Origin of the sequence: Diaphorobacter sp. LR2014-1 (assembly GCF_002916785.1) — a bacterium.
In the GTDB taxonomy this organism is placed as follows: domain Bacteria; phylum Pseudomonadota; class Gammaproteobacteria; order Burkholderiales; family Burkholderiaceae_C; genus Diaphorobacter; species Diaphorobacter nitroreducens.
On record NZ_MTBE01000018.1, the window covers coordinates 37,572 to 50,515 of the forward strand.

At 67.5% G+C, this 12,944-nt stretch carries 8 protein-coding genes; 5 read left to right on the forward strand and 3 right to left on the reverse strand.

From position 1 onward, the window contains the following. Positions 1-15 precede the first annotated feature (15 nt). Complete coding sequence (locus BV908_RS13200; protein WP_103738390.1) at positions 16-3,636, forward strand: indolepyruvate ferredoxin oxidoreductase family protein; 3,621 nt, start codon at positions 16-18, stop codon at positions 3,634-3,636. Between the two features lie 115 nt (positions 3,637-3,751). Here the strand turns inward: BV908_RS13200 and BV908_RS13205 are convergent, their stop codons facing one another. Then, the gene (locus BV908_RS13205; RefSeq protein WP_103738391.1) at positions 3,752-4,882 is read right to left on the reverse strand and encodes a mechanosensitive ion channel family protein; all 1,131 of its coding nucleotides are present in this window, start codon (positions 4,880-4,882) and stop codon (positions 3,752-3,754) included. Positions 4,883-5,273: 391 nt separating this feature from the next. On the opposite strand from BV908_RS13205, the gene yajC reads away from it, so the two are divergent. The 4 genes from yajC (at position 5,274) to BV908_RS13225 (ending at position 11,005) form a co-directional block, all read left to right on the forward strand. Continuing rightward, a complete protein-coding gene (gene yajC, locus BV908_RS13210) occupies positions 5,274-5,606 on the forward strand; it encodes a preprotein translocase subunit YajC (protein WP_015914577.1) in 333 nt (110 codons plus the stop codon). A 94-nt stretch (positions 5,607-5,700) separates the two neighbouring features. Continuing rightward, a complete protein-coding gene (gene secD / locus BV908_RS13215; protein WP_011807088.1) occupies positions 5,701-7,599 on the forward strand; it encodes a protein translocase subunit SecD in 1,899 nt (632 codons plus the stop codon). 14 nt (positions 7,600-7,613) lie between these two features. Beyond that, positions 7,614-8,567 carry a protein translocase subunit SecF gene (secF, locus tag BV908_RS13220; protein ID WP_103738392.1) on the forward strand — a complete coding sequence of 318 codons (954 nt, stop codon included), beginning with the start codon at positions 7,614-7,616 and terminating at the stop codon, positions 8,565-8,567. Positions 8,568-8,650: 83 nt separating this feature from the next. Next, positions 8,651-11,005, forward strand: a complete 2,355-nt coding sequence (locus BV908_RS13225) for a DUF1631 family protein (protein WP_103738393.1) — start codon at positions 8,651-8,653, stop codon at positions 11,003-11,005. A 233-nt stretch (positions 11,006-11,238) separates the two neighbouring features. Here the strand turns inward: BV908_RS13225 and recX are convergent, their stop codons facing one another. Beyond that, positions 11,239-11,694, reverse strand: coding sequence for a recombination regulator RecX (gene recX / locus BV908_RS13230; protein ID WP_011807085.1), 456 nt, complete (start codon positions 11,692-11,694; stop codon positions 11,239-11,241). An 81-nt stretch (positions 11,695-11,775) separates the two neighbouring features. Beyond that, a complete protein-coding gene (gene recA, locus BV908_RS13235) occupies positions 11,776-12,897 on the reverse strand; it encodes a recombinase RecA (RefSeq protein ID WP_011807084.1) in 1,122 nt (373 codons plus the stop codon). Positions 12,898-12,944 lie beyond the last annotated feature (47 nt).

Sequence of the window (12,944 nt, forward strand, 5' to 3'; positions counted from 1 at the left end):
CCACGGAGACAAGACATGAATGCCCCGCTGCCCGAACACGTCCGCCGCGCGCTGGAGACGGTCACCCTTGAGGACAAATACACGCTGGGCCACGGCCGCGCTTTCATGAGTGGGGTGCAGGCCCTCGTGCGCCTGCCCATGCTGCAGCGCCAGCGCGATGCAGCCGTGGGCCTGAATACCGCGGGCTTCGTGAGCGGCTACCGTGGCTCGCCCCTGGGCGGTTACGACCAGGCCCTGTGGGGCGCCCGCAAGCACCTGGCGGAGCACCACGTGGTCTTCCAGCCCGGCGTGAACGAGGAGCTGGCCGCCACCGCCGTCTGGGGCACGCAGCAACTGGACATCTACCCCCAGTCCAAGAAGTACGACGGCGTGTTTGGCATCTGGTACGGCAAGGGCCCGGGCGTGGACCGTTGCTCCGACGTGTTCAAGCATGCCAACATGGCCGGCACGGCGCGGCATGGCGGCGTGATCGCCGTGGCGGGCGACGACCACATCAGCAAGAGCAGCACGGCGGCACACCAGAGCGACCACATCTTCAAGGCCTGCGGCCTGCCGGTGTTCTTCCCCAGCAGCGTGCAGGACATTCTGGACATGGGGCTGCACGCCTTTGCCCTGAGCCGCTTCTCGGGCCTGTGGTCCGGACTCAAGACCATCCAGGAGGTGGTGGAGTCGTCCAGCAGCATCTCCGTGGACCCCGACCGCGTGAAGATCGTCATGCCCGAGGACTTCACCATGCCGCCCGGCGGCCTGCACATCCGCTGGCCCGATGCGCCGCTGGAGCAGGAGGCGCGCCTCATGGACTACAAGTGGTACGCGGCACTGGCGTACATCCGCGCCAACAAGCTCAACTACAACGTGATCCAGGGCCCGCAGGACCGCTTCGGCATCATCGCCAGCGGCAAGGCGTACAACGACACGCGCCAGGCACTGGTGGACCTGGGCCTGGACGACGACACCTGCCGTCAGCTGGGCATCCGCGTGCACAAGGTCAACGTGGTGTGGCCGCTCGAAGCCACCATCACGCGCGACTTCGCCCAAGGGCTGCAGGAGATCCTGGTGGTGGAGGAAAAACGCCAGGTCATCGAATACCAGATCAAGGAAGAGCTCTACAACTGGCGCGCCGACGTGCGTCCCAACGTGCTGGGCAAGTTCGACGAGATCGAGGGTGACAACTCCGGCGGCGAATGGAGCATGCCCAATCCCAGCCAGAACTGGCTGCTGCGGCCCAAGGCCGACCTGACGCCGGCCATCATCGCCAAGGCGATCGCCAAACGCCTGAAGAAGCTGGGCGTGCCCGAGGACATCGTGGCGCGCATGGACGCGCGCATCTCCGTGGTGGAGGCGCGCGAGCGCGGCCTGCTGGAGGTGAAGACCGACACCGGCGAGCGCATGCCGTGGTTCTGCAGCGGCTGCCCGCACAACACCAGCACCCGCGTGCCCGAGGGCTCGCGCGCCGTGGCCGGCATTGGTTGCCACTACATGGCCAACTGGATGCCCGACCGCGCCACGAGCACCTTCACGCAGATGGGCGGGGAGGGCGTGACCTGGGTGGGCCAGGCGCCGTTCACCAAGGACAAGCACGTGTTCGCCAACCTGGGCGACGGCACCTACTTCCACAGCGGCCTGCTGGCGATCCGCCAGAGCATCGCCTCGGGCGCCAACATCACCTACAAGATCCTCTACAACGACGCCGTGGCCATGACCGGCGGCCAGCAGGTGGGCGAGCGCCCCGAAGGGCACTCGGTGGCGCAGATCGCCCACAGCCTGCGCGCCGAGGGCGTGGTCCGGCTGGTGGTGGTGACGGACGAGCCCGAGAAGTACCACGGCCGCACGCACCCGGCCAACGCCGCGCGCGTCGGCCACCCCGAGCTGCTCAACGACCTGCCGCCGGGCATTGAGGTCTTCCACCGCGACGAGCTGGACCGCATCCAGCATGAGTTCCGCGAGATCGCAGGCTGCACGGCCATCATCTATGACCAGACCTGCGCGACCGAGAAGCGCCGCCGCAGGAAGCGCGGCCTGCTGGCCACACCCGCCAAGACCGTGGTCATCAACGAGCTGGTGTGCGAGGGCTGCGGCGATTGCTCGGTGCAGTCCAACTGCCTGTCGGTGGAGCCGGTGGAGACCGAGTTCGGCCGCAAGCGCCGCATCAACCAGAGCACCTGCAACAAGGACTATTCCTGCGTGAAGGGCTTCTGCCCGAGCTTCGTCACCGTCGAGGGCGGCCAGCTCAAGAAGCCCAAGAAAGAGAAGAAGGGCGACCTGTCCACGATGGCGCCCATCCCCGAGCCGGTGCTGCCGGCGGCCGAAGCCGCGTGGGGCATCGTCGTGGCTGGTGTGGGCGGCACGGGCGTGATCACCATCGGGTCCCTGCTGGGCATGGCCGCGCACCTGGAGGGCAAGGGCGTCATCACGCAGGACGCGGCGGGCCTGGCGCAAAAGGGTGGCTCCACCTGGAGCCATGTGCAGATCGCCAACCGCCCCGAGGCCATCCACACCACCAAGGTGGACACGGCCAAGGCGGACCTGGTGATCGGCTGCGACCCCATCGTTGCCGCGAACAAGGCCACGCTGGCCGCCATGCAGCCGGGGCGCACATTCGTGGCCCTCAACAGCCACGGCACGCCGGCCGCGGCCTTTGTGCACAACCCCAATTGGCAGTTCCCGGCTGACGGCTGCGAGGCCGCCATCGCACAGGCCGTGGGCGCCGAGTTGCTGGGTGTGTTCGACGCCGAGCAGGTGGCCAGCCAGTTGCTGGGTGACAGCATCTACACCAACCCGCTGATGCTGGGCTATGCGTGGCAAAAGGGCCGCGTGCCGCTGTCCCACGCCGCGCTCATGCGCGCCATGGAGCTCAATGGCGTACAGGTGGAGAACAACAAGGCCGCCTTCGAATGGGGACGCCGCTGCGCGCACAACCTGGCCGAGGTGCAGGCGCTGTTCCAGGCCGCGCAGGTGATCCAGTTCGTGAAGAAGCCCGGCTTGGCCGAGATGGTCGCCAAGCGTGTGGACTTCCTCACGGGCTACCAGAACGCCGCCTATGCGGCCGAGTACCAGGCCTTCGTGGACAAGGTGCGCGCGGCCGAGGATTCACTGGGCCAGGGCACGCGCCTCACTGAGGCGGTGGCGCGCTACCTGTTCAAGCTGATGGCCTACAAGGACGAGTACGAAGTGGCGCGGCTGCACACCGACAAGGCGTTCACCGACAAGATCGCCGCGATGTACGAAGGCGACTACAAGCTGGTGCACCACCTGGCGCCCCCGCTGCTGGCCAAGCACAACGACAAGGGTGAGTTGGTCAAGCAAAGCTACGGGCCCTGGGTGCGCAAGGCCTTCGGCGTGCTGGCTCGCATGAAGGGACTGCGCGGTACGGCGCTCGATGTCTTCGGTCGGACCGAGGAGCGCAAGACCGAGCGCGCGCTGATCCGCGAATACCGCGCCTGCATCGAGGAACTGCTGAAGGGCCTGACGGCCGAGCGTCTGGCGCTGGCGGTGGAGATCGCGCGTATCCCTGAGGACATCCGCGGCTACGGCCATGTGAAGGAGCGCCACCTGCAGGCCGCGCGCAAGAAGTGGTTCGCGCTCATGGACCGCTGGCGCGCCCCACACGCGGGTGCGCCCCGCCAAGTGGCCTGAGACGGTGGGCGGGCCTGTCATGCCCGCCTATTCCTTCCCCGCCTATTCCTTCCCCGCCTATTCCTTCTGACCCCGCCCGTCGCCGCCTGCCCCTGCCCCAGGGCAGCGCGGTCGTTCACGCGTTCTGAGGAATGGGCATGCCGGCCGCACTGGACGGGCCTTCTTGCCCGGCCGGCGGGTCGGCCAGCTGCACGCGGCTGACCGGCACCGCCAGCCGCATGCCCAGCGCCTGCAGCCGGCCCAGCAACGCCAGGTTGATGCGCTGCTGCAGGTCCATGTAGAGGTTGTAGTCCGGGTTTTTGACGATGTAGACCACTTCGTAATCGAGCGAGCTGGCGCCAAATCCCTTGAAATGCGCGCGGTCGAAGCGCAGTTGCGGTTCGGCCTCGATGATGTCGCGCACCGCTTGTGCCAGGGCCTGCGCCTGCTCGGGCGAGGTGTCCTGCGCCACGCCAAAGCCAAACACGATGCGGCGCTCGCGCATGTGGCGATAGTTGTTGATGGTCTGCTTGAGCAACTCGGTGTTGCTCATCACCACCTGTTCCCCGCTCAGGGCGCGGATGCGCGTGGTCTTCACGCCCACCTGCTGCACGGTGCCTGCGATGGCGCCCACGACGATGAAGTCGCCCACCTCGAAGGGCTTGTCCACCGCGATCGCCATGGAGGCGAATAGATCGCCCAGCACGCTTTGCACCGCCAGCGCCACCGCAATGCCGCCCACGCCCAGGCTGGCCACGAAGGCGGTGATGTTCACCCCCAGGTTCGAGAGGATGGCCAGCAGCACCGTGGCCCACACCAGCGTGCGCAGCCCCCAGGACATGAGCGTGGCCGAGGCGCTGATCTGCCCCGTGCCCGCGGCGCCATGGTGGCGCCGGTAGCGCTCGACCCCCAGACTGATGGCGCGCGTGCCCCACAGCCCCAGCTGCACCGCCACGGCCAGGAACCAGAGCTGGCTCACACGGTCATGCCAACGCCCGGGCAGGTCCAGCATGCCGGTGCCCACCAGCAGTGCCGCCAGCAGGATGAGCAGACGGCTGGTTCCGGCGAGCACCTGCGCCAGCAGGCTTGCCGCGCCGGCATCGCCGCCGCCGGATTTGCGGTCGGCATGCGCGACGGCCCAGCGCAGCAGCAGCGTGAGCGCCAGGTAGATGCCCATGGCCGTGGCCGCCGCCGCCAATACCTCGGCAGCGGACATGCCCCAGAACCACTCTGTCTCCAGCCAGGCGGATACCGATGCGAAATCCATGGAAAGCGTTTCCTTTCTTGACACGGGGGGTGGGAGGGAAGGGGCCGCGGCGCGGCGCCGGCCGCTGCGGGCGGCACACAGGCATGCTACGAAGCCCTGCCAGGCGCCGGCGTAGGCCCAGGCCGACGATGGGCGCGTCGCATCCGATGCATTAACCGCCCCTGGTCCGGGGCTTTATGCTATATATGTGATAGCTGTTGGCGCTCATTGGACGGGCGTTGCAAGGTGTTTTGATACTGAATCTCGGAGGGCGCCCGCAGCCCGCCGGCCGCCGGTGCGCGCAGCCCTGGCCGGCAGCCCCCCGCATACAATGGCCGGCTCACCGCCCGCAGGCCCTGGCGCCTCCCGGCGGAGCCCCTTTGCACCTATTACTACCAGTGGAGTCCTTCCCGTGTTGATTTCTTCTGCCTTTGCACAGACCGCCCCCGCCGCAGCCGCCGAGGCCGGCCTGATGGGATCGCTCACCAGCATGCTGCCGCTGGTGCTGATGTTCGTGGTGCTGTACTTCATCATGATCCGTCCCCAGATGAAGCGCCAGAAAGAGCACCGCGCCATGATCGACGCGCTGGCCAAGGGCGACGAAGTGGCCACGGCCGGCGGCTTGCTGGGCAAGGTGGCGGGCCTGAGCGAAGGCTACCTGCAACTGGAGATTGCGCCTGGCGTGCAGGTGCAGGTGCAGCGCAGCGCCGTGGCCCAGGTGCTGCCCAAGGGCACGGTCAAGTAAACCGTCCCAGCTGTAGGCCCACGGGCCTTGTTATGAGGGCAGTGCTGCGCCGCATCCCGCGGCCGCTGCCCCGCATGGATTGAAGAGCGCGATCATGAACCGTTATCCGGTCTGGAAGTACGCGATCCTGGTGATCGTGTTGCTCATTGGGGCCCTGTATACCCTGCCCAACTTCTTTGGCGAGGCGCCCGCGGTGCAGGTGTCGTCGGCCAAGGCCACGCTGAAGGTCGACGCCGCGGTCCAGCAGCGCGTCGAGGACGCGCTGAAAGCCGCCAACGTGGCCTCGGACTCCATCGTGTTCGACGGCAACTCGGTGCGCGCGCGCTTTGACACGCCGGACAACCAGCTCAAGGCCAAGGACGCGATCGAGAAGGCCCTGATCCCCGACCCGAGCGATCCTTCCTACATCGTGGCGCTGAACCTCGTGTCGCGCTCGCCCGACTGGCTCACCGCGCTGCATGCACGGCCCATGTACCTCGGCCTGGACCTGCGCGGCGGCGTGCACTTCATGCTGCAGGTGGACATGCAGGCGGCGATCACGAAGAAGATCGAGTCGTACGCAGGCGACCTGCGCAGCGCGCTGCGCGAGAAGAACATCCGGCACGGCGGCATCGGCCGCGAAGGGCAGGCCGTGGACATCCGCGTGCGCGACGAGGCCACGCTCACGGCGGCACGCAACCTGATCGCCGACCAGTTCCCGGACCTGGCGGTCGTGAGCAGCGCCGACGGCGACGGTATGCGCCTGCGCGCCACCATCAAGCCCGAGGCCCTGCGCAAGGTGCAAGAGCAGGCCTTGAAGCAGAACATGGTCACGCTGCACAACCGTATCAACGAACTGGGCGTGGCCGAGCCCGTGATCCAGCAGCAGGGCCTGGACCGCATCGTGGTGCAGCTGCCCGGCGTGCAGGACACGGCCAAGGCCAAGGACATCCTGGGCCGCACCGCCACGCTGGAAGTGCGCATGGTGGACGAGGGCACCGAGGCGCGCGCCGCCGAAATGGGTACGGGCCCCGTGCCGTTCGGTGCCGAGAAATACCTGGACCGCAACGGCCAGGCCGTGATCGTGAAGAAGCAGGTCGTGCTGACCGGCGAGAACCTCACCGACGCGCAGCCAGGATTCGACGGCCAGACCCAGGAGCCCACCGTGAACCTCACGCTGGACGCCAAGGGCTCGCGCATCTTCAAGGACATCACGCGCGAGAACGTGGGCAAGCGCATGGCCATCGTGCTGTTCGAAAAGGGTAAGGGCGAGGTGGTGACCGCGCCCGTGATCCGCAGCGAGATTGGCGGTGGTCGCGTGCAGATCTCCGGCCGCATGACCACGGCCGAGGCCAACGACACCGCACTGCTGCTGCGCGCCGGCTCGCTGGCCGCGCCCATGGAGATCATCGAGGAATACACCATCGGCCCGAGCCTGGGTGCCGACAACATCGAACGGGGTATCCAGTCGGTGGTCTGGGGCATGGTGGCCATCGCGGCCTTCATGTGCGTGTACTACAGGCTGTTCGGCGTGTTCTCCACGATCGCGCTGGGCGTGAACGTGCTGCTGCTGATCGCCATCCTGTCGATGCTGCAGGCCACGCTGACCCTGCCCGGCATCGCCGCCATGGCCCTGGCGCTGGGCGTGGCCATCGACTCCAACGTGCTGATCAACGAGCGCATCCGCGAGGAACTGCGCGCTGGCGTGGCCCCGCAGGCGGCGATCGCCACGGGCTACGAGCGCGCCTGGGCCACCATCCTGGACTCCAACGTCACCACGCTGATTGCGGGCCTGGCGCTGCTGGCCTTCGGCACGGGGCCGGTGCGCGGCTTTGCCGTGGTGCACTGCATCGGCATCCTGACCAGCATGTTCTCGGCGGTGTTCTTCTCGCGTGGCCTGGTCAACCTCTGGTATGGCCGCAAGAAGAAGCTCAAGAGCGTGTCCATCGGCCAGGTGTGGAAGCCCGAGGGCGATGAGCACCGCTCGGTGGCTGCCCGCGGCAACAGCAACTAAGAAAGGGGAAAACCATGGAGTTTTTCCGCATCAAAAAAGACATCCCGTTCATGAAGTACGCGTTGGTGCTCAACGCGGTGTCTTTCATCACTTTCGCGCTGGCGGTGTTCTTCCTGGTCACGCGGGGCCTGCACCTGTCGGTGGAGTTCACGGGTGGCACCGTCATGGAGGTGGCCTACACGCAGACGGCCGACATCGGCAAGGTGCGCGACACCGTCGCGGGCCTGGGCTATGCCGACGTGGTGGTGCAGAACTTCGGCACCTCGCGCGACGTGATGATCCGCCTGCCCGTGCAAAAGGGCGTCACCTCGGCCCAGCAAAGCGAGCAGGTGCTGAGCGCGCTGAAGGCGCAGGACCCCGAGGTCACGCTGCGGCGCACCGAGTTCGTGGGCCCGCAGGTGGGCGAAGAACTGGTGCACGGCGGCCTGATGGCGCTGGGCATGGTGGTGCTGGGCATTGTGATCTACCTGGCCTTCCGCTTCGAGTGGAAGTTCGGCGTGGCAGCGGTGATCGCCAACCTGCACGACGTGGTCATCATTCTGGGCTTCTTTGCGTTCTTCCAATGGGAGTTCTCGCTGTCGGTGCTGGCCGGCGTGCTGGCCGTGCTGGGCTATTCGGTGAACGAGTCGGTGGTGATCTTCGACCGTATCCGCGAGGCCTTCCGCAAGTTCCGCAAGCTCAACACGCATGAGGTGATCGACCACGCCATCACCTCCACCATGAGCCGCACCATCATCACCCATGCCTCCACCGAGGCCATGGTGCTGTCCATGTTCTTCTTCGGGGGCCCCAGCCTGCACTACTTCGCACTGGCGCTGACCATCGGCATCCTGTTCGGCATCTACTCGTCGGTGTTCGTTGCCGCGGCCATCGCCATGTGGCTGGGCGTCAAGCGCGAAGACCTGGTCAAGGCGCCGACCCGCAAGGAAGGCGACCCGGCCGACCCGAACTCCGGCGCCGTGGTCTGACGATGCGCGTGCGCAGCCGCCTTGTCCGCGTGCCGATGCAAAGGCCGGGGCGCGACAGCGGCTGGGGCTAATATCGGAGCCCTATGGATTTTTCGCCCACTTCCACTGCCCACCGACGGCTGGCCCACCTGGCCCGCCAGCGTTTCGTGGAGGGGCTGTGCGCCGGCTTGCCGGCGCTGGACAAAACAGTCCATGACTTCCTGACCGAGTTGATGGGGCAGACCGCCACGCAGCGCGACATGCAGTTGCGGCGCGATGCCTGGATGGGCCATCAGGCCCACCGCAAGACCTGGGTGGAACATCTGGGCCGGGCTTGGCGGGAAAGCCTGGCGCCCCCGCCCGTCACGGGGCGCGGCACCCTCAACGCGTCCAAGGCGTTCGATGGGCTTGAACTGCTGGGCGACGACGTGCTGGAGAACAAGATCATCGCCTCGCGGATGGCGCTGACCCTCACCGAGCATGTGGCCGCTCCTTTCGATTCCGCGCGGCAGCGCACACAGCATCTGGAAGGCCGTGAGCTGGCCGGCACCGATATCCTGCGCCCCGAAACCCTGTGCCTGCATCTGGTCGAGCAGTGGTTGGAGGTGGGCCTGCAGCGCGACCATTTGCAGATGGTGATCGACCCGCTGCAGCGCGAACTGGCGGCGCTGGCGCTGGCGCAGTACCAGGCCCTTGTGAAGCTGTACGACGAACAGGGCGTCGTGGCGCAGGACGACCTGCGCGCCCGCGTGCGCCGCGCGGCCGCCGGCCCCAACACCGGCAGCCCCGCCGAGCCGCCGCCCGCGTCCGGTCCCGTGGGGCTGGCCTCGCAGGCATTGCAGCAGTCGCGCGCCGCGCTGGGGCGGCCCACGGAATTTGCCCCCACGCGACATGCGGCGTCGGCCTTCATGCCTCCGCCCCCCGGCATGCGCGGGCAGCCGGCGATGGCCGGCATGGGCAGCCCGCTGGTGCGCGCGCGCCAGCGCGCCCAGGGCGTGATGGTGCAGCTGCGGCGCTTGCTCACGCAGCCCACCACGGGCTACGACATGGTCAAGGCACCCCCCGCGTCCGCGGCGCTGGCCCATGCGCTGGCGGCGCACCGCGTCTCGGCCGACAGCTACTACAGCGACGTGGCCACGCTGGTCGAGGACTACAGCCCACAGGCCGTGGTCCGCGTGGCGAGCGCCGTGCGCGAGCGGTCCGTGGAGTTCAAGAAGAAGGCCAGCACCGCCAGCGAGAAGGCCATCATCGAGGTGGTGGCGCTGATGTTCCAGAGCATCCTGAGTGAAGACCGCATCCCGCCCTCGGTGCGCGTGTGGTTTGCACGCCTGCAGGTGCCGGTGCTGCGCGTGGCGCTGGCCGAGCCCGAGTTCTTCAGCAACCTCACGCACCCCGCGCGCCAGCTCATCGACCGCATGGGCGCCTGCGTGCTGGGCTTTGACGCCAGCTCCATCAACGGCAGCGCGCTGGAGGCCGAGATCCGCCGCATCGTGCAGGTGATCGAGCAGTACCCCGAGACCGGCCAGCGCGTGTTCCAGCTGGTGCATGACGAGTTCGAGAAATTCCTCGCCAAATTCCTCACCGAGAAGCAGGGCACCTCGCGCATCGTCAGCGTGGCCCAGCAGGTGGAGCAGCGCGAGACGCTGGCGATCCAGTACACCATCGAGCTGCGCGCGCTGCTCAAGGACATGCCGGTGCGCGACGAGATCCGCGAGTTCTTGTTCAAGACATGGGCCGAGGTGCTGGCGATGTCGGCCGTGCGCGACGGGGCCCAGCATGCCAGTACCGCGGCCTTCAAGCGCGCCGCGGCCGACCTGGTGTGGGCGGCGGGCGCCAAGCCCAACCGCGCCGACCGTGCGCTGGTCATCCAGAACCTGCCGGCGCTGCTGCAGAGCCTGCGCCAGGGGCTGGCGCTGATCGGCGTGGCGGGGCCCGAGCAGGACGCACAGATCAAGGGAATCACCGACACGCTGGCCGACGCTTTCCTCTCCAAGACGGCCTCGATCCCGCAGGCGCACATCGATGCCATGGCCAAACGCCTGGCGAACCTGGAGGACTACATCGGCGACGAGGCGCTGGGCGACATGCCGCTGAGTGCGGACAACATCGAGTTGCTGCTGGGCATCGACGCCTCGTCCATCCACGTCATCGCCGACAATGGCGCGCCTGTGCAGGACGACATGGTGGCCTGGGCGCAGCAGCTGCCGCTGGGCACCTGGTTCACGCTGGACCACAACGGCGCGTCCACGCAGGTGCAATACGCCTGGCACAGCCAGCGCAAGCAGCTGCACCTGTTTGCCACGCGCGATGGCGGCAGCTACCTCATCCAGCTGCGCCGGCTGGGGGCCTACCTGCAGGCGGGTCTGCTGGTAGCGCAGGAGGAGGAGAGCCTCACGCTGCGCGCCACGCGCGATGCGCTCACCAAGCTGGACGCCAACCCGGAGCGCCTGCTGGGTTGAGCGGTCGCGCCGCGGCCCAACGCGCACAACGGGGGCCGGCTGCGCACAGCCGCGCCGCGGGCCTCAAGCCTCTGGCATGTCCGCGGCGGCGCTGAAGCCATCGCGCGTATTGCGCGGCCTGGCATTGCACGACGGCGCGGCGTTGCGGGGTGCGACCGGTGGCGGACTGCGCGTCGACAGCTGCTATGGATGAAATAGCTTTGACGCTGGACAGAAGCGCGCCAAGCCCCGTTCTATTCCCATTCATCACCACCCCGCACCACGCGGCGCACCACGTCGGCGGCGAAGCCACGCGTGGCCAGAAAGCGCATCTGGCGCGCACGCTCCTGCGGCGTGTCGGCGGGCTGGTCGCCAAAGCGCTGGCGCCACACGGCCCGGGCGCGCTGCAGTTCGGTGCCCGCCAGCTGGGCGGCGGTGCTGCGCACCAAATCCTCGTCCAGCCCCTTGCGCCGCAGCTCCTGCAGCACGCGCTGGGTGCCGAAGCGCTCCGCGCGGCGGTGCACCACGGACTCGGCCACGCGCTCTGCATTGATGAAGTCGCGCGCCTGCAGCTCGTCCAGCAGCGCCGGCAGATCGTCGCCCTCCTGCACGTGGCGCGCCAGCTTGGCCTGCAGTTCGCTGCGCGAATGCTCGCGCTGGGCAAGCAGGCGCAGCGCACGGCCCTTGAGGGAGAGGGCGGTGAATCCCATGAATGCTATTGAAAAAAGAGCTTCCAGCGCTTGATGGTCAAGCGCTGGAGGCAGATTTCGTTCAAAAACCCCGGTGCGTGGTTACGCCTCGATCTCGCCCGTCTTGTCGGCCTTCTTGCCGCGCGCAGGCTTGTCTTCGGGCAGATCGGCCGCCGGGCTCGCGTGGCCCGTGGGCAGCAGTGCGATGCCCAGGCTTTCGCGCACCTTGTTCTCGATCTCCACGGCCAGGCCAGGGTTCTCGCGCAGGAACTCGCGGGCGTTGTCGCGGCCCTGGCCGATCTTTTCGCCGTTGTAGGCATACCAGGCGCCACTCTTTTCCAGGATGCGCGCGTTCACGCCCATGTCGATGATCTCGCCCTCGCGCGAGATGCCCTCGCCGAACAGGATGTCGAATTCGGCCGTCTTGAACGGGGGCGAGACCTTGTTCTTCACCACCTTCACCTTGGTCTCGTTGCCGATCGCCTCGTCGCCCTTCTTGATGGTGCCGGTGCGGCGGATGTCCAGGCGTACCGAGGCGTAGAACTTCAGCGCATTGCCGCCGGTGGTGGTCTCGGGGCTGCCGAACATCACGCCGATCTTCATGCGGATCTGGTTGATGAAGATGACCATGCAGTTGGTCTTCTTGATGGTGGCGGTGAGCTTGCGCAGTGCCTGGCTCATCAGGCGTGCCTGCAGGCCGGGCAGGGCGTCGCCCATCTCGCCCTCGATTTCGGCCTTGGGCGTGAGGGCGGCGACCGAGTCCACCACGATCAGGTCCACGGCACCCGAGCGCACCAGGCTGTCCACGATTTCCAGCGCCTGCTCGCCCGTGTCCGGCTGGCTGATGAGCAGGTCGGTGAGCTGAACGCCGAGCTTGCTGGCGTACTGCACATCCAGCGCATGCTCGGCATCCACGAAAGCGCACTGGCCGCCTTGCTTCTGCATCTCGGCGATGACCTGCAGCGTGAGCGTGGTCTTGCCCGAGCTTTCCGGTCCGTAGATCTCGATCACGCGGCCGCGCGGCAGGCCGCCCACGCCCAGGGCGATGTCCAGGCCCAGCGAGCCGGTGGAGACCACCTGGATGTCCTCAATGGCCTCGCCCTCGCCCAGGCGCATGATGGTGCCCTTGCCAAACTGCTTTTCGATCTGCGCGAGGGCGGCTTGCAGGGCCTTGGCCTTTTCGCTGTTGACGGCGGTTGCGTTGCCTTTGACGGTGGCGTCCATGGAATGCTCCTTCGGGTCGGGGTCGCGGTGAAATCGTGTGCCTGCCT

Bases quoted from the DNA above. Each gene is read 5' to 3' on its own strand.
- BV908_RS13205 (WP_103738391.1), bottom strand. From the start codon at position 4,882: ATGGATTTCGCATCGGTATCCGCCTGGCTGGAGACAGAGTGGTTCTGG.
- BV908_RS13225 (WP_103738393.1), top strand. From the start codon at position 8,651: ATGGATTTTTCGCCCACTTCCACTGCCCACCGACGGCTGGCCCACCTG.
- recX (WP_011807085.1), bottom strand. From the start codon at position 11,694: ATGGGATTCACCGCCCTCTCCCTCAAGGGCCGTGCGCTGCGCCTGCTT.
- secF (WP_103738392.1), top strand. From the start codon at position 7,614: ATGGAGTTTTTCCGCATCAAAAAAGACATCCCGTTCATGAAGTACGCG.
- secD (WP_011807088.1), top strand. From the start codon at position 5,701: ATGAACCGTTATCCGGTCTGGAAGTACGCGATCCTGGTGATCGTGTTG.
- recA (WP_011807084.1), bottom strand. From the start codon at position 12,897: ATGGACGCCACCGTCAAAGGCAACGCAACCGCCGTCAACAGCGAAAAG.
- BV908_RS13200 (WP_103738390.1), top strand. From the start codon at position 16: ATGAATGCCCCGCTGCCCGAACACGTCCGCCGCGCGCTGGAGACGGTC.